The 15,698-nt window shown below is 68.5% G+C and carries 15 protein-coding genes and 1 tRNA gene; 9 read left to right on the plus strand and 7 right to left on the minus strand.

Annotated features, from left to right (window positions below):
* The first annotated feature begins 12 nt into the window (after positions 1-12).
* The 4 genes from ACTG4X_RS27410 to ACTG4X_RS27425 all read left to right on the plus strand — a co-directional run bounded on the left by ACTG4X_RS27410 (position 13) and on the right by ACTG4X_RS27425 (position 4,072).
* Positions 13-873 (plus strand): phosphate/phosphite/phosphonate ABC transporter substrate-binding protein, encoded by an 861-nt coding sequence (locus ACTG4X_RS27410; RefSeq protein ID WP_097198244.1) that lies wholly within the window; start codon positions 13-15, stop codon positions 871-873.
* On the plus strand, positions 839-2,044 hold the full coding sequence (locus tag ACTG4X_RS27415) for a ferritin-like domain-containing protein (RefSeq protein ID WP_440532417.1): 1,206 nt from the start codon (positions 839-841) through the stop codon (positions 2,042-2,044). Before ACTG4X_RS27410 ends, ACTG4X_RS27415 begins: the two co-directional genes overlap by 35 nt.
* A gap of 13 nt (positions 2,045-2,057) precedes the next feature.
* Positions 2,058-3,965 (plus strand): selenocysteine-specific translation elongation factor, encoded by a 1,908-nt coding sequence (gene selB / locus ACTG4X_RS27420; protein WP_440532418.1) that lies wholly within the window; start codon positions 2,058-2,060, stop codon positions 3,963-3,965.
* A 14-nt stretch (positions 3,966-3,979) separates the two neighbouring features.
* A tRNA-Sec gene (locus ACTG4X_RS27425) sits at positions 3,980-4,072 on the plus strand.
* A 147-nt stretch (positions 4,073-4,219) separates the two neighbouring features.
* Here the strand turns inward: ACTG4X_RS27425 and selD are convergent.
* Positions 4,220-5,287 (minus strand): selenide, water dikinase SelD, encoded by a 1,068-nt coding sequence (gene selD, locus ACTG4X_RS27430; RefSeq protein ID WP_256329572.1) that lies wholly within the window; start codon positions 5,285-5,287, stop codon positions 4,220-4,222.
* 83 nt (positions 5,288-5,370) lie between these two features.
* Here selD and ACTG4X_RS27435 point away from each other — a divergent pair, with 83 nt between their 5' ends.
* Genes ACTG4X_RS27435 through mnmH form a run of 5 tightly spaced genes read left to right on the plus strand, consistent with a single transcriptional unit; the run spans position 5,371 to position 9,782 of the window.
* Positions 5,371-6,228, plus strand: a complete 858-nt coding sequence (locus ACTG4X_RS27435) for a putative selenate ABC transporter substrate-binding protein (protein ID WP_307616225.1) — start codon at positions 5,371-5,373, stop codon at positions 6,226-6,228.
* 10 nt (positions 6,229-6,238) lie between these two features.
* Positions 6,239-7,054: a phosphonate ABC transporter ATP-binding protein gene (locus ACTG4X_RS27440; protein WP_440532419.1), complete on the plus strand. Its 816-nt coding sequence runs from the start codon at positions 6,239-6,241 to the stop codon at positions 7,052-7,054.
* Positions 7,051-7,881, plus strand: coding sequence for a PhnE/PtxC family ABC transporter permease (locus ACTG4X_RS27445; RefSeq protein WP_440532420.1), 831 nt, complete (start codon positions 7,051-7,053; stop codon positions 7,879-7,881). Before ACTG4X_RS27440 ends, ACTG4X_RS27445 begins: the two co-directional genes overlap by 4 nt.
* Complete coding sequence (phnE, locus tag ACTG4X_RS27450; protein ID WP_093077384.1) at positions 7,878-8,678, plus strand: phosphonate ABC transporter, permease protein PhnE; 801 nt, start codon at positions 7,878-7,880, stop codon at positions 8,676-8,678. Before ACTG4X_RS27445 ends, phnE begins: the two co-directional genes overlap by 4 nt.
* Positions 8,679-8,711: 33 nt before the next feature.
* Positions 8,712-9,782 carry a tRNA 2-selenouridine(34) synthase MnmH gene (gene mnmH / locus ACTG4X_RS27455; protein ID WP_440532421.1) on the plus strand — a complete coding sequence of 357 codons (1,071 nt, stop codon included), beginning with the start codon at positions 8,712-8,714 and terminating at the stop codon, positions 9,780-9,782.
* On the opposite strand, the gene fdhD is transcribed toward mnmH, so the two are convergent.
* From fdhD to modB, 6 genes are all read right to left on the minus strand, one after another.
* Positions 9,716-10,633, minus strand: a complete 918-nt coding sequence (gene fdhD / locus ACTG4X_RS27460) for a formate dehydrogenase accessory sulfurtransferase FdhD (protein ID WP_440532422.1) — start codon at positions 10,631-10,633, stop codon at positions 9,716-9,718. The genes mnmH and fdhD overlap by 67 nt on opposite strands.
* Before the next feature lie 31 nt (positions 10,634-10,664).
* The gene (locus tag ACTG4X_RS27465; RefSeq protein WP_093058009.1) at positions 10,665-10,952 is read right to left on the minus strand and encodes a hypothetical protein; all 288 of its coding nucleotides are present in this window, start codon (positions 10,950-10,952) and stop codon (positions 10,665-10,667) included.
* Between the two features lie 28 nt (positions 10,953-10,980).
* Positions 10,981-13,341 carry an FdhF/YdeP family oxidoreductase gene (locus ACTG4X_RS27470; RefSeq protein ID WP_440532423.1) on the minus strand — a complete coding sequence of 787 codons (2,361 nt, stop codon included), beginning with the start codon at positions 13,339-13,341 and terminating at the stop codon, positions 10,981-10,983.
* A gap of 84 nt (positions 13,342-13,425) precedes the next feature.
* On the minus strand, positions 13,426-14,217 hold the full coding sequence (locus ACTG4X_RS27475) for an ABC transporter ATP-binding protein (RefSeq protein WP_440532424.1): 792 nt from the start codon (positions 14,215-14,217) through the stop codon (positions 13,426-13,428).
* Positions 14,214-14,963, minus strand: coding sequence for a molybdate ABC transporter substrate-binding protein (gene modA, locus ACTG4X_RS27480; protein WP_097198235.1), 750 nt, complete (start codon positions 14,961-14,963; stop codon positions 14,214-14,216). The genes ACTG4X_RS27475 and modA overlap by 4 nt, the downstream gene beginning before the upstream one ends.
* A 27-nt stretch (positions 14,964-14,990) precedes the next feature.
* Positions 14,991-15,674 carry a molybdate ABC transporter permease subunit gene (gene modB, locus ACTG4X_RS27485; RefSeq protein WP_093058013.1) on the minus strand — a complete coding sequence of 228 codons (684 nt, stop codon included), beginning with the start codon at positions 15,672-15,674 and terminating at the stop codon, positions 14,991-14,993.
* Positions 15,675-15,698: the final 24 nt, after the last annotated feature.

The raw sequence follows: 15,698 nt of genomic DNA on the forward strand, positions 1-15,698 counted from the left end.
AGGAGCCTCCTCATGCCGGAACCGACACTGATCATGGGCGCCGTGGCCTACGCGCCCAAAGTCGTCACCATCTGGGAGGGCTTCAAGGCCTTCTTCGTGAAGAACGGCCTGCCCTTCGACTACGTGCTGTATTCGAACTACGAAAGCCAGGTCGAGGCGCAGTTCGACGGCACGCTGCACCTGGCGTGGAATTCGCCGTTGGCCTGGGTGCGGGCCGACCGCATCGCGCGCAGCCGCGGCCAGCAGGTGCAGGCCGTGGCGATGCGCGACACCGACTGCGACCTGCGCTCGGCCATCGTCGTGCGTGCCGACAGCCCGGTGCAGTCGCTGGCCGATCTGCGCGGCAAGACCGTCGGGCTGGGTGCGCTCGATTCGCCGCAGGCCACGCTGATTCCGCTCGGCCACCTGCGCACCGAAGGCCTGGTGAAGTCGCGTGACTTCCAGGTGCGCTACTTCGACGTGCTCGGCGGCAAGCATGGCGACCACATCGGCGGCGAGCGCGATGCGGCCATCGCGCTGATGGCCGGCGAGGTCGACGCCTGCTGCCTGATCGACGGCAACCACCTGGCCTTCGGCCTCGACGGCACGCTGCCTTCGGGCAGCACGCGCGTGCTGGCGCGCACCGGCGCGTACGACCACTGCAACTTCACCACCAGCCCCGGCGCGCCGGCCACGTTGATCGACAGCTTCGTGTCGCTGCTGATGGCGATGCGCTGGGACGACCCGCAGGTGCGCCCACTGCTCGAACTCGAAGGCCTGCGCGAATGGCGCGCCGGACGCACCAGCGGCTACGCGCTGCTCGAGCGCGCGGTGGACGACGAGCATTTCTACGACGGCGATGGCCGCATCACCAACCCCGACTATCGATATTGAGTCGCTGGGCCTCGACCAAGGCGCCCTGCTGCTCATTCGCCGCGCGCTGGCTGAAAGGCCGGTGGGCGGCGAGCTGCGCGTGCGCGGGCAATCGCCGGACTGGCAGATGCACCTGGAAGCCTGGTGCCGCAGCCAGGGGCATCCGCTGCGCTTCGAGGCAACGGAAGAGGCTTTGGTCACGCGTGGCCCGCATGCCGAGGGCCGCTGGCTCGGCGCGCAATCGACCGGCGCTGCGCAGGGCGACGCCGACGGCGCGCCCGCCGAAGACGCCGCGCCCGGCTGGGGCCTGGCCGCGCGCGGTGCCACGGTGGAGGCCGGCAGCCCGCCCTTCTTCTTCGCCCTGCATCGCCGCGACGAAGTGTGGGCCGCGACGGCGGGCGAGCTCTACCGGCAGGCAGCAGCAGCCCAATGGGACCCGGGCACGGCCATCGAGTGGGACGCGCCCTTCGACCTGTCGCCCGCCGTGGAAGCAGCGGTCGTGCAGGTGATGACCTATCTCATCGAAAACGAGAATGCCGCGCTGCTGGTGCCGGCGCGCCACCTCGGGCAGATCCATCCGCATTTCCGCGAGGTGCTGCAATTGCTTGCGCTGCAATGCGCGGACGAAGCGCGGCACGTCGAAGTCTTCACGCGCCGCGCCACGCTGCGCGGCCACCAGCCTGCGCTGTCGACCGCCGGCGGTCAGGCCTCGCTGCGCACGCTGTTCGATGCGCCCGATTTTTCCGTCGCCACCTTCCTGCTGGCCGTGCTCGGCGAGGGCAGCTTCGTGAACCTGCTCAACTTTCTGCAGGCGCACGCGCCAGACCCGGTGACGCGGCAGATCGCAAGGCTCACGGCGCGCGACGAGGCACGTCACGTCGCCTTCGGCATGGCGCATCTCGAATACCGGCTCTCGGTGCAGCCCGACTACCAGGCGCGGCTGCGCAACGCCATCGAGGTGCGCTACGACACGCTGGCCAGCACGGCGGGCCTCAACGAGGAGGTGTTCGACGCGCTGGTGCTGCTGGCGGCCGGCGAACTCTCGCCCGCTTCCGTCGCACGCGGTCACGCGGCCGTGCAGCAACTGCAGCGCGACATGGCAGCCGGACGGCGTTCGCGCCTCGCGCGGCTGGGCTTCGACCGTGACGAGGCGCAGCGGCTGTCCGAGCTGCACACCCGCAACTTCATGTGACGACGCCCCCACGATGATCATCGGCACCGCAGGCCACATCGACCACGGCAAGACCACGCTGGTGCGCGCGCTCACCGGCGTCGACACCGACCGGCTGCCCGAGGAAAAGCGGCGCGGCATCTCCATCGAGCTCGGCTATGCGTACCTGCATGCGCCCGATGGCGTGTCGCTCGGCTTCGTCGACGTGCCCGGCCACGAGCGCCTGCTGCACACCATGCTGGCCGGTGCGACCGGCATCGACCACGCGCTGCTGGTGGTGGCCGCCGACGACGGCGTGATGCCGCAGACGCGCGAGCATCTGGCGGTGGTGGCACTGCTGGGCGTGCGCGAGGCGACGGTGGCCATCACCAAGATCGACCGCATCGACAAGGCTATTCGCGCCGCGCGGCTCGCCGAGGTACGCGCGGACATCGCCACGCTGCTCGCGCCCACGCCGCTCGCGCAGGCGCCCATGCTGGCGGTGTCGGCGACGACCGGCGAAGGCATCGATGCGTTGCGGGAGCGGCTGCTCGACGTGGCGCGCCAGGAGCACGCGCGCGAAGACGACCTGGCGTTTCGCCTCGCCGTCGATCGCGCCTTCACGCTGTCGGGCGTCGGCACCGTGGTCACGGGCACGGTCTTCAGCGGCACGGTGCGCATCGGCGACGAACTGCGCGTGATTCCTGGCGACCGCACGGTGCGCGTGCGCGGCATCCATGCGCAGAACCAGAAGGCCGAATCGGCGCGCGCGGGCCAGCGCTGTGCGCTGGCACTGGCCGGCGTCACCAAGGACGAGATGCATCGCGGCGACTGGGTCTGCACACCGTCCATCGCGCTTGCCACCGACCGCATCGACGTGCTCCTCACGCTGTGGCCCGACGAGGCCAAGCCTCTGCGCTCAGGCGCGACGGTGCACGCGCACCTCGGCGCGAGCGATGTGATGGCGTCTGTCGCGCTGCTCGATCGCGATGCGCTCGCGCCCGGCGAAACGGCCTTTGCACAGCTGGTGCTGCGGGAAGCAGTCGGCGCATGGCATGGCGACCGCGGCGTGCTGCGCGATGCCTCTGCCACGCGCACCGTGGCCGGCGTGCGCGTGCTCGATCCGTTCGCGCCGGTGCGCTACCGCCGCACGCCCGAGCGCCTGCGCACGCTGGCGGCCTGGGCCATCGACGACCGCGATGCCCGCGTGGCCGCGCTGCTGCACAACGCGCCGCTGGGTATCGACATCGCACGGATGGCGCGCGCTCTCTCGCTGGCCGATGAAGGTGCGATGCCGCTGCCAGGCGATGCCGTGCGCATCGACCACACGGCCATCGCGCAGACGCATCTGGACATGCTTGAAGAACAGATCACCGGGCGCCTCGCGGACTTCCATCGCACCGCGCCAGACGAAGTCGGCCCCGATGCGCGCCGCCTCAAGCGGCTGGCCGGTCCACGCGCGGACGACTCGCTGTGGCGCCATGCGCTCGATGCGCTGGTCGCGCGCGGTGCGCTGGTGCGCAGCGGCACCTGGCTGCATCTGCCGGACCATGCGGCACGCCTCGGCGAAGCAGAACAGAAGCTTGCACAGAAGCTATTGCCCAGGCTGGCCGACGGCGGCTTCGATCCGCCATGGGTGCGCGATCTTGCGAAGGACTGCGCGGTGAGCGAGCCGATGGTGCGGCAGACGCTCGCGAGTCTGGCGCGGCGTGGCGAGACCTTTCAGGTGGTGAAGGACTTGTACTATCCGTTGGCAACCATCGAGCGGTTGGCGGCGTTGGCACGCGATTGCCTCGATGGCCCTGAAGGCTTGCAGGCCGCGAGTTTTCGCGATGCGACGGGGCTGGGACGCAAGCGCGCAATCCAGTTGCTCGAATTTTTTGACCGTGTGGGCTATACGCGGCGCGTGAAGGACACGCACTTGCTGCGGCCCGATACGACGTTGTTCGGGGCGAGGCCGTGAACGACAAGAGTCATGGGAGGGGATCGTCCCTGGTGGGGCGGCTGGGCTTCAAACCCAGTGGGTGGCGCCAGTCGTCGCCGGGAAGGTTCGACTCCTTCCCCCTTCCGCCGTCGAGCGGGCATTCGCCTGCTGCGCGGTCCGATCTTGCACCTGCGATGCTCGACGTACCCATGTACGTCTGCGCTTCTCGGCGCAAGCTCGAACCGCTCGCGACGGCGACTGCCCACTCGACGAGTCGGCATAGGACCGCTCTGTCAGGGCACCACGCGCAGCGAGGGCTCACCGGCCTCTACACGACCGATGACCGCCGCTTGCGCAAAGCCTTCGTCGCGGAAGATCTTCAGCACGGCATCGACCGCTTCGGGCGCGCAGCTCACGAGCAGGCCGCCCGAGGTCTGCGGATCGCTCAGCAGGTTCTGCGCGGTGGCATGCAGGCCGGCGGCCAGCTCCACGTCGGCGCCGTAGCCGGCCCAGTTGCGCCCCGAGGCACCGGTGACCATGCCCTCGGCGGCCATCACCACCACGTTGTCGAGCAGCGGCACCTTCGACCATTCGATCATCGCCTTGAGCTTCGCGCCGCGCGCCAGTTCGAGCGTGTGGCCAGCGAGGCCGAAACCCGTCACGTCGGTCAGCGCATGCACGCCGTCGAGCGCCGCGAGCGCGATGCCGGGCGTATTGAGCTTCGTCGTGTTCTCGATCAGCTGGCGATAGCCGGTCTCGGAGAGCTGTTCTTTCTTGAGCGCGGCCGACAGCACGCCAACGCCCAGCGGCTTGCCCAGCACCAGCACGTCGCCCGCCTTCGCATCGGCATTGCGCCGCACGCGGTCGGGGTGCACGAGGCCCATGGCGACGAGCCCGTAGATCGGTTCGACCGAATCGATGGTGTGGCCGCCGGCAATCGGGATGCCGGCTGCGCGGCACACGTCCTGCCCGCCGCGCACGATCTCGGCGATGACTTCCACCGGCAGCTGGTTGATCGGCATGGCCACCAGGGCCAGCGCCATGATCGGGCGCCCGCCCATCGCGTACACGTCGCTGATCGCGTTGGTCGCGGCGATGCGGCCGAACTCGTAGGGGTCGTCCACGATGGGCATGAAGAAGTCGGTGGTCGCGATCAGCGCCTGCTGGTCGTTGAGCCTGTAGACCGCCGCGTCGTCGGCGGTCTCGATGCCCACCATGAGCTCGGGCGGGATCATGCCGCCCGCATGGTTCTTGAGGATCTGCGACAGCACGCCGGGCGCGATCTTGCAGCCGCAGCCGCCACCATGCGAAAAACTCGTGAGGCGCAAAGGCGCGAGCGGGTTCATGAGCGTTGGGTTCATGGGCCGATTATCGAAGCGGCCCTGCTTTCTACAATCCCGTCCTTTCCTTTCCCACACCCGCTGCACGTTTTCGAGGCACATCCATGAAGAAGACTCTCACCCAGGTGGCGCTCGCGCTGGCCTTTTCCGTCGCCAGCTTCGGCGCCCTCGCCCAGGGCGTGCTGCGCGTCTCGGCCATTCCCGACGAAGCCCCCACCGAGCTGCAGCGCAAGTTCACACCGCTGGGCGACTACCTCAAGAAGGAAACCGGCATGGACGTGCAGTTCACGCCCGTGACCGACTACGCCGCCGTGGTCGAAGGCCTGGCCACCAACAAGATCGACCTGGCCTGGCTCGGCGGCTTCACCTTCGTGCAGGCACGCATTCGCACCAACGGCGGCGCGGTACCGATCGTGCAGCGCGCGGAAGACGAGGTGTTCACCAGCAAGTTCATCGTGCCGGTCGACAGCACCGCCAAGACGCTGGCCGACCTGAAGGGCAAGACATTCGCCTTCGGCGCGCCCTCGTCCACCTCTGGCAGCCTGATGCCGCGCTACTTCCTGCTGCAGGCCGGCATCAACCCCGAGAAGGACTTCAAGACGGTCGCGTTCTCGGGCGCACACGACGCCACGGTGGCCTTCGTGGCCGCATCGCGCGCCGAGGCAGGCGTGCTCAACGCATCGGTGTGGGACAAGCTGGTCGAGTCGAAGAACCCCAACGCCGCCAAGGTGCGCGTGCTGGCAACCACGCCGACCTACTACGACTACAACTGGACGGTGCGCCCGGGGCTCGACCCGGCCATTACCAAGAAGCTGACCGACGCGTTCCTGAAGCTCGACCCGGCCAACCCGGCGCAGAAGGAAATCATGGCGCTGCAGCGGGCTAGCAAGTTCATTCCGACCAAGTCGTCGAACTACGACGGCATCGAGACGGCGGGCAAGTCGGCTGGCCTGATCAAGTGAGTTTGCGCGGATGAGTTTTTCGCTGGAAGGCGCGGGTGTCGTGCACCCCAATGGCCAGCGAGCGCTGGCCGGGGTGACGCTGGCCGCGCACGACGGCGAACGCATCGCCGTCATCGGGCCCTCGGGCGCCGGCAAGACCACGCTGCTGCGCGTGCTCGGCGCGGCGCTGCGGCCCACGGAGGGCGAGGTTCAAGCCTTGGGCGCCAGGCCTTGGCAATTGCCAGCCGCGGCACTGAAGAAGCTGCGCGCCCGCATCGGCACCGTGCACCAGTCGCCGCCGATTGCGCCGCGCCTGCGCGTGGTCACAGCCGTGCTCGCGGGTCGGCTCGGCGAGTGGTCGACACTGCGCGCGCTGGGCTCGCTCTTCCATCCCTCGGACATTGCCGGTGCGCACGAAGTGCTGTCGCGCCTGTCGCTGGAAGACCGCCTGTTCGACCGCTGCGACCGCCTTTCGGGCGGCCAGCTGCAGCGCGTGGGCATTGCGCGGGCCCTGTATCAGCGCCCCGCCCTGCTGCTGGCCGATGAGCCCGTGTCCGCGCTGGACCCCACGCTGGCCGACGCCGCCATCGGCCAGCTTGTCGCGCAAAGCGAATCGACGGGTGCCACGCTGATGGCCTCGCTGCATGCGGTGGACCTCGCGCTGCGCTGGTTTCCGCGCATCGTCGGCATGCGCAACGGGCAGGTGATGTTCGATCTGCCCGCCGCGCAAGTAACAGCCGCGATGCTCGACGCGCTCTATGCGAGCGAAGGCGGCATCGCAACGCAGCGGCCGCAGCCGGCAAGTGCGGCAATGGAAGCGGCTTTCCATCGGCCGGACTGCCCTTGACGAGCACCGCCATCGCCCACCGCGACCCGCACGCCGCGCGCCGGCTGGCCGGATGCGTCGCCGCGCTCGTCATCGCATGGCCGATGCTGGCGCTGTCCGAATTCAAGCCGTGGGCGCTGTTCGGCAGCGGCAACCTCGCGGTCATCGGCGGCTTCCTGACGGGCTTCTTTCCACCCGACGGCTCGGCCGCCTTTCTCGCGCTGCTCTTCAAGGCCACGCTCGAAACGCTGGCGATGGCCACGGCCGGCACCGCGCTGGCGTTGCTGATCGGCGCGCCTCTGGGCTTCGTGACGACGCGCGCTCTCTCCATCTCGCGCATCGGCCCGGGGCCCGGCCGCGTGCAGGCGGGCATCGTGCGGCAGGCCGCGCGCTGGCTGCTGATGGTGCTGCGGGCGATTCCCGAAATTGTCTGGGCGCTGCTCTTCGTGCGCGCGCTCGGGCTCGGCCCCGCCGCGGGCGTGCTGGCGCTGGCCATCACCTACGGCGGCATGCTGGGCAAGGTCTACGCCGAGATCCTCGAATCGACCGACACACGCCCCGCGCGAGCCCTGCTCGAAAGCGGCAGCGGCCGGCTCGCGGCGCTTTGCTATGGGCTGCTGCCGAACACGGCGCAGGAACTGGCCTCGTACACCGTGTACCGCTGGGAATGCGCGGTGCGTGCGTCGGTGGTGATGGGCTTCGTCGGCGCAGGCGGGCTGGGGCAGTTGATGGACCAGTCGATGAAGATGCTCAACGGCGGCGAGGCCAGCAGCATCCTGCTGGTGTTCCTGGCACTGGTGCTGCTGGCCGACCTGCTGAGCAATGCGTTGCGCAGGCTGCTGGCATGACGACGATGCTGCCCCCACGCCCGCCGCCTTGCTGGCGTTGCCGCATTGCCCTGTTGCTGATCGGTGTGGCGGTGATTGCGAGCTTTGTCTACCTGGGCATCGATTACCGCGCGTTGGGCTCGTCGGAGTCGCTGCGGCTCATGGGCAAGTTCATTGCCGAGTTCTTCCCGCCCGATGTGTCGCCCGAGTTTCTCTCCAAGGTCGGCAATGGCGCGTTGCAGACGCTGGCCGTGTCCGCCCTTGGCACGGTGCTGGCGGCCATCGCGGGCGCGGTGCTCGCGTTGCCGGCCTCGGGCCGCGCCGGCTGGCTGCCGCGCCACGTGGCGCGCTTCGTCCTGAACTTCTTGCGCAGCGTGCCCGAACTCGTGTGGGCCGCGCTGATGGTGCTCGCCGCCGGCATCGGCCCTTTCGCTGGCGCGCTGGCACTGTCGCTGCACACCACGGGCGTGCTGGGCCGCCTGTTCGCCGAAGCGCTGGAAAACGCCCCGCGCGAACCCGAGCACGCGCTGACGCTCTCGGGCGCCAACCCCGTCACCGCCTTCAGCTACGCCAGCCTGCCCATCGTGCTGCCGCAGTGGGTGGCCTACGCGCTCTACCGCTGGGAGATGAACATCCGCATGGCAGCAGTGCTGGGCTTCGTGGGCGGCGGCGGGCTGGGGCAGCTGCTGTACTTCCACCTGTCGATCTTCCAGCAGCAGCAGGCGATGACGGTGCTGATCGCGATGTTCGTGCTGGTCACGCTGGTGGACTTTGCGAGCGCTCGCTTGCGCCGTGGCCTTGGACCTGCATACGCCTGAGTACCCGACAATCGGGGGCATGAGGTTCCTGCCATGAGTCATCGCCAACCCGTGCGGGTCGGCGACCGCCACGCCTTCGACACGCTGATCGACGCCCGCTCCCCGGCCGAGTTCGCGCTCGACCACATTCCCGGCGCCATCAACTGCCCCGTGCTCGACGACGAGGAGCGCCGCATCGTCGGCACCGTCTACGTGCAGACCGGCGCCTTCGAGGCGCGACGCATCGGCGGCGCGATGGTCGCGGCCAACATCGCACGGCATCTGCGCGACACGCTGGCCGACCGGCCCGAGAACTGGAAGCCGCTGGTCTACTGCTGGCGTGGCGGCATGCGCAGCGGCTCGATGGTCACCTGGCTGCGCCTCGTCGGCTGGGACGCGCAGCAGCTCGCTGGCGGCTACAAGAGCTTTCGCCGGCACGTGATCTCGCAGATCGACACGCTGACCCCGAAACTCGACCTGCGCGTGATCTGCGGCGCTACCGGCAGCGCAAAGACGCGCGTGCTGCACGCGCTGGCCGCGCGCGGCGCGCAGGTGCTCGACCTGGAAGACTTCGCCAGCCACAAGGGCTCGCTGCTCGGCTCGCTGCCGGGTGTGGCGCAGCCTTCGCAGAAGCACTTCGAGACGCGCATCGCAGCGGTGCTCGAAACCGTCGATCTCTCGCGCCCGCTGTATGTGGAGGGGGAGAGCATCCGCATCGGGCGGCTGTCGCTGCCGTTGTCGCTGGTGGCGCGGATGCGGGCGGCGCCGTGCATCGAGGTGGCGGCCACGCCCGAGGCACGGCTGGCTTATCTGCTGCGCGACTACGCCTACCTCGGCGACGACCGCGAGGCACTGGCCGACAAGATGGGCGTGCTGAAGGAAATGCAGGGGAAGGAGACGGTGGCGCGCTGGCAGCAGTGGGCGCATGAGGCGGATCTACCGCATCTGTTTGCGGAGCTGATGGCGCTGCACTACGACCCGCATTACGAGAAGTCGCAGGAGCTGCACTTCAGGGCATGGGCTCAGCGCAAGAGCGTGGCGGCGGGCGATCTGTCGGATCAGGGGATCGAGGCGGTGGCCGATGCCGTGCTGTCGCTCGAAAAGGGTGCGAGCCCATCGGCATAGAGCACACCACGCGGCGCGCGGCACAGCCCCCAGAAACGCAAGCCGCAGAGCTCGGCCATGCGCACCCCCATCGAGGTTGGCGCAGAAATGGTCGCCATCGCAGCGATGCCCAGGCGCGCGCACTTGCGCACGAGCTCATGGCTGCCGCGGCTGGACATCAGCACGAAGCCCGGCTCCTCGAGGCGCCCTGCCAGCGCGAGCTTGCCGAGCAGCTTGTCGAGCGCGTTGTGACGGCCGACGTCTTCCATCAGGTCGGTGAGTTCGCCGCCGACCGTGGCCCATGCTGCGGCATGGATCGCGCCGGCTTCGGCGTTGAGGACTTGGCGCGGCGACATGGCTGCGAAGGCGCGCAGCACTGTCACCAGGTCGACGCGTTCGATCCAGTCGCGTTGCGGCACGCGCTGCGGCGAGAGATCGAGCCCCGCGAAGCTCTCGACGCCGCACACTCCGCAGCCGGTGCGACCGGCGAGGCTGCGGCGGCGGTCTTTCAGGCGTTCGAAGCTGCGGGTGGAAATTTCAAGCTGCACCTCGATGCCGGGCATGCCTTCGGGCAATCCGGCATCGGAAGCATCGACCGTCTGCACTTCGATGCCGCGGCAGTCGGCGGCGGTATCGAGGATGCCTTCGCTCAGCGCGAAGCCGAGCGCAAAGGCTTCGAGGTCTTGCGGCGTGGCCATCATCACCGCGTGCGAGACGCCGTTGAACACCAGCGCGACCGGCACCTCGGCCGCCAGGGTGTCGTCGCGCACCACGCCTTCGGGCCCAACGCCGCGCTCGCCGAAGACGTGCACGGCATGCCGGGAGAGCGGTGGCAGGGTGTCTTCGGAATCGGCGAGGTCTGGCTGCGACATGGTGGCTCCGGGTGGGCCTGCCATTGTCGGCTCAGTCGCCCATTTCGTCTTCAGGGGGCAGCGTTTGCACCTGCGCCCGTCCGGGCTCCTGGAGGTGTGCGACCCAGCGGCCGTCCTGCTGCTCCACGCGCACCCAGCCGGGGCCGCGCACGCCGCCGATGGCCGCATCGCCCATCAGCGTGAGCCGGCGCATCAGCACACTTGCGCCCTGCCCGAGCCGTTTGCCGAGGCGCGGCAGCGAAACGCCAGCGTCGTCTGGCGCCTGCGCGAGCATGCGCAGGATTGCCACGGAAAGGTCGTCCTGGAGCAAGGCGCTCATCTGATCGCCTGCGCAGCGGCCCGGTGGCTCATGCAGCCACCATCCCGTCCGCCTGGTCCTCCGCCAGCTTCTGGATCGGCAGCTCGTGCGGCACCAGCACCACGGGAATCGACTTGGAGGTCGGCGTGCCCGCGTTCTCGGCCACCGACGACAGCGGCACCAGCGGATTGGTCTCGGGGTAGTAGGCTGCGATGTTGCCGCGCGGGATGTCGTAGGCCACAAGCTTAAAGCGGTCGGCGCGGCGCTCCTGGCCGTCGTTCCACACGGTCTGGATGTCGACCCAGTCGCCGTCCTTCATGCCGAGCTTGTGGATGTCTTCCTTGTTGATGAACACCACGCGGCGCTGGCCGAACACGCCGCGGTAGCGGTCGTCCATGCCGTAGATGGTGGTGTTGTACTGGTCGTGCGAACGCGTGGTCAGCAGCGTGAAGACGATGGTGTCGCCCTTCTTCGCGAAGCGCGCGCGGGCGCGGTGCGAATGGGTGTCCAGCGGCACGGCGTGCGTGAAGAACACGGCCTTCTTCGACGCGGTGTTCCACACGCGCTCGCTTGCGGTGTTGCGCAGGCGGAAGCCGCCGGGGTGCGCCACGCGCGTGTTGAAGTCCTTGAAATCGTCGAAAACGGCTTCGATCTTGTCGCGGATGCGCGCGTAGTCTTCGATGAGCCACAGCCACGGCGTCTTGCTGCGCGCGCCGATGGTGGCGGCCGCGAGCCGCGCCACGATGGCCGGCTCCGACAGCAGGTGCTGCGACGCAGGCGGGTTGATGCCCATCGAGATGTGCACCATGCTCATCGAGTCTTCCACCGTCACGCCCTGCGGGCCGGCGGCCTGCATGTCGATCTCGGTGCGGCCCAGGCAAGGCAGTATCAGCGCCTCGCGCCCGTGGACCACGTGGCTGCGGTTGAGCTTGGTGGTCACGTGCACCGTCAGGTCGCACTGCTGCAGCGCCTTCCAGGTCTGGTAGGTGTCGGGCGTGGCGGCCGCAAAGTTGCCGCCGAGCGCGAAGAACACCTTGCCCTTGCCGTCGAGCATGAGCCGGATGGCCTCGACCGTGTCGACGCCGTTCTGCCGCGGCGGCTCGAAGTCGAACACCTTCTGCAGGCGGTCGAGCAGCGCTGCCGGCGGCTTTTCCCAGATGCCCATGGTGCGGTCGCCCTGCACGTTGCTGTGGCCGCGCACCGGGCATGCACCCGCGCCTTCGCGGCCCATGTGGCCGCACAGCATGAGCCAGTTGCCGATCATCTGGATGGTGGCGACCGAATGCTGGTGCTGCGTGATGCCCATGCCCCAGCAGGCGATGACCCGCTCGGCCCCCAGGTACACGTCGGCTGCGGCGCGGATCTGCGCTTCGCTCAGGCCGGACTCCTGCACCAGGATGTCCCACGACTCGGCGCGCAGATCAGCCGCCAGCGCCTCGAAGCCAGTGGTGTGCGTGGCGATGAATTCATGGTCGAGCACCGAAGGCTCGCCGCGCGCGACCGCTTCGTCTTCGCGCTCGATGACGTGCTTCATCATCCCCTTGATGACGGAGAAGTCGCCGCCCACGCGCAGCTGGAAGTAGTGCGTGCTGATGGGCGTGGAGCCCATGGTCGCCATCTCGAGCTTGTCCTGCGGGTCGGCAAAGCGCTCCAGTCCGCGCTCGCGCAGCGGGTTGAAGCTCACGATGCGCGCGCCGCGCCTGGAAGCCGAGCGCAACTCGCCGAGCATGCGCGGATGGTTAGTGCCGGGGTTCTGGCCGAAGATGAAGATCGCGTCGGCCTTCTCGAAGTCGTCGAGCGTGACCGTGCCCTTGCCCACGCCGAACTGCGGACGCATGCCGCTGCCGCTGGGCTCGTGGCACATGTTCGAGCAATCGGGAAAATTGTTGGTGCCGTACTCGCGCACGAACAGCTGGTACAGAAAGGCCGCCTCGTTGCTCGCACGGCCCGAGGTGTAGAAGATGGCCTGGTTCGGGTCGGGCAGCGCGTTCAGATGCTTCGCGATGCGCGCGAAGGCATCGTCCCATTCGATGGGCACGTATTTGTCGCTGGTCGCGTCGTAGGCCATGGGGTGCGTGAGGCGGCCCTGGTCTTCGAGCCAGAAGTCGCTTCGCTCGGCGAGTTCGGCCACGGTGTGCTTGGCGAACAGCTCAGGGCCGGCGCGGCGCGCGGTGGCTTCGGCGGCCACAGCCTTGACGCCGTTCTCGCAGAACTCGAAGGTCGAGGCGTGGTTGCGGTCAGGCCAAGCGCAGCCGGGGCAGTCGAAACCGTCGGGCTGGTTGGCCGACAGCAGCGTCTTCGCGCCCTTGATGGGAATGTCCTGCCGCAGCAGCGCGGTCGTCACGCTGCGCAGTGCGCCCCAACCGCCCGCAGGGCCCTTGTAAAACTCGATCTTCTGCTCACTGCTCATGCCGGCGAGTGTTCGCCGTGGGCCTGCGGAGCGTCAAATTGAATCGGGACATGCGGCGATTCAAAAAGGAAATGAAGCGGGGTCTCAGGCGCCTCGCGTGTCCTGCATCAGCAGCCCGCGCAGCTTGCTGCGCAGCGGCGTCTCTTCAACAGCGTGCACGCCAGCGATATCGCGCAGCGCAAAGTCACGGCTTTCTGCGTTGTGCAGGTCGATCTCGCGCACCACCTGCCCGTCCTTGTAGACGAAGGCCACGTCGGCCAGCGCGAGCACGTCCTCGATGTCGTGCGTGATCATCAGCACCGGAATGCCCCACTGCCTGCGCACCTGCGCGAGCTCGTTGCGCAATTCCGCGCGCAGCATGGGGTTGAGCGCGGCAAAGGGCTCGTCGAGCAGCAGCACCTGCGGCTCGCAGGCCAGCGCACGCGCGAGCGCCACGCGCTGCTGCTGGCCGCCCGACAGGTTCTGCGGCCGGCTGTCGGCCAGCGCCGCGAGGCCGAAGCTTTCGAGCAGGGCGTGCACACGTTCGGCATCTTTCGCGGCCGGCTTGCGGCGGTGCCATGCGGTCAGCCCGAAGGCCACGTTCTCGCGCACGCTCAGGTGCGGGAACAGCGCGTAATCCTGGAACAGATAGCCGATGCGCCGCGCCGGCGCGGGCACGTCGATGCCCTGGGCCGAGTCGTACAGCGTGCGGCCGTCGAGCCGCACGTGGCCCGACGAAGGATGCAGCAGGCCGGCAATGGCCTGCAAGGTCAGCGACTTGCCCGCGCCCGACGGGCCGTAGAGCGCGGCAAAGGGCACGTCCGTCGCGAAACGCACCGCCAGATCGAAGCGCCGGCGGCCATCGACCACCGTGAGCTTCAGATCGACATCGATCATGGCTTGCCGAATCCGTAGCGCGTGAGCACTTCCTGCGCGGCGGGCGTCGAGAGGAAGGCGATGAAGTCGCCGGCCAGCGCTTTCTGCTTGCTCTCGGCGACCACGGCGATGGGGTAGGTCACGGGTGTGTGGCCGGTGGGCGTGAAGGCGATCTTCACCTTGTCGCCGGCCACGGCCGCGTCGGTGCGGTAGACGAAACCGGCCTCGACTTCGCCACGGCTCACGTAGTCGAGCACTTGGCGCACGCTGTCGGCCTGCACGAACTTGGGTTCGAGCGTGGTCCAGAGGTTGGCGTTGTCCAGCACCTGCTTGGTGTAGCGGCCGACCGGCACGGTGGCGACCTTGCCGACGGCGATCTTCTTCACATTGGCGCCGCCCAGGTCCTGCAGCGTCTTGAGGCCCACGCCCTCCTTGGCCGGTTCGATGAGCACCAGGCTGTTGGTGACGAAGTCCTTGCGCGTGGCGGCGTCGATCGCCTTCTGCTCGACGCCGCGGTTCATCGTTTCCTGGTCGGCGCTGGCGAACACGTCCACCGGTGCGCCCTGGCCGATCTGCTGCAGCAGCACGCCCGAGGCCGCGAAATTGAAGCGCACCGTAGTACCCGCCTTGGCCGCCTCGAACTTGGGGCCGATTTCCTTGAATGCGTCGGTCAGGCTGGCAGCGGCGGACACGGTGATCTGCTGGGCGCTAGCGGCCAGCGGCAGGGCGAGTGCAAGAACCAACGACAGAAGGCGCAACGGACGCATGGACAACTCCAGATTGTTGAAACGAAATCAGCGAAGAGAAAAGAAGCGGTTCGACAGCACCAGCACGGTGATCGACAGCAGCGAAGTCACGATGACCAGCAGCAGCGCAAGGTCGTCGTGCCCTGCCTGCACCGCGTCATAGATGGCCATCGAAAGCGTCTGCGTCTGCTTGGGGATGGAGCCGGCCACCATCAGCGACGCGCCGAATTCGCCCATGGCGCGCGCGAACGCGAGCAGCGTGCCGGCCAGGATGCCGGGCCAGGCCAGCGGCAGCGTGACGCGCAGGAAAACCGAAAACGGCGACTGCCGCAGCGTGCTGGCCGCGGCTTCGAGCGAGCGGTCGACGCCCGAAAACGCCGCGCTGGCCGACTTGAGCACCAGCGGCAGCGCAACCACGGCCGAGGCCACCACGGCGCCGTGCCAGCTGAAGATGATGGTGTAGTCGAGGTGCTCGCGCAGCCACGCGCCCAGCGGGCTGCGGCGCCCGGCCGCCACGAGAATCGCGTAGCCGATCACCGTGGGCGGCAGCACCAGCGGCAACATGAACACAGCCTCGAGCACGGTGGCGCCGAAGAACTTCTTGCGTGCGAACACCCAGCCCAGCGCCACGCCGACGATCAGCGCCAGCAGGGTCGCCACGGCGGCGACCTTGAGCGACAGCACCAGCGGAAACCAGTCGGTCGAAGCGATGAGCGAGTTCGTCGTGTTCATGAAAATACGGCGAGATTGTTACAC

Source organism: Variovorax sp. YR566, from assembly GCF_051992195.1.
Classification (GTDB): Bacteria; Pseudomonadota; Gammaproteobacteria; order Burkholderiales; family Burkholderiaceae_C; genus Variovorax.

Bases quoted from the DNA above. Each gene is read 5' to 3' on its own strand.
- ACTG4X_RS27410 (WP_097198244.1), top strand. From the start codon at position 13: ATGCCGGAACCGACACTGATCATGGGCGCCGTGGCCTACGCGCCCAAA.
- ACTG4X_RS27415 (WP_440532417.1), top strand. From the start codon at position 839: ATGGCCGCATCACCAACCCCGACTATCGATATTGAGTCGCTGGGCCTC.
- selB (WP_440532418.1), top strand. From the start codon at position 2,058: ATGATCATCGGCACCGCAGGCCACATCGACCACGGCAAGACCACGCTG.
- selD (WP_256329572.1), bottom strand. From the start codon at position 5,287: ATGAACCCAACGCTCATGAACCCGCTCGCGCCTTTGCGCCTCACGAGT.
- ACTG4X_RS27435 (WP_307616225.1), top strand. From the start codon at position 5,371: ATGAAGAAGACTCTCACCCAGGTGGCGCTCGCGCTGGCCTTTTCCGTC.
- ACTG4X_RS27440 (WP_440532419.1), top strand. From the start codon at position 6,239: ATGAGTTTTTCGCTGGAAGGCGCGGGTGTCGTGCACCCCAATGGCCAG.
- phnE (WP_093077384.1), top strand. From the start codon at position 7,878: ATGACGACGATGCTGCCCCCACGCCCGCCGCCTTGCTGGCGTTGCCGC.
- mnmH (WP_440532421.1), top strand. From the start codon at position 8,712: ATGAGTCATCGCCAACCCGTGCGGGTCGGCGACCGCCACGCCTTCGAC.
- fdhD (WP_440532422.1), bottom strand. From the start codon at position 10,633: ATGTCGCAGCCAGACCTCGCCGATTCCGAAGACACCCTGCCACCGCTC.
- ACTG4X_RS27465 (WP_093058009.1), bottom strand. From the start codon at position 10,952: ATGAGCGCCTTGCTCCAGGACGACCTTTCCGTGGCAATCCTGCGCATG.
- ACTG4X_RS27470 (WP_440532423.1), bottom strand. From the start codon at position 13,341: ATGAGCAGTGAGCAGAAGATCGAGTTTTACAAGGGCCCTGCGGGCGGT.
- ACTG4X_RS27475 (WP_440532424.1), bottom strand. From the start codon at position 14,217: ATGATCGATGTCGATCTGAAGCTCACGGTGGTCGATGGCCGCCGGCGC.
- modA (WP_097198235.1), bottom strand. From the start codon at position 14,963: ATGCGTCCGTTGCGCCTTCTGTCGTTGGTTCTTGCACTCGCCCTGCCG.
- modB (WP_093058013.1), bottom strand. From the start codon at position 15,674: ATGAACACGACGAACTCGCTCATCGCTTCGACCGACTGGTTTCCGCTG.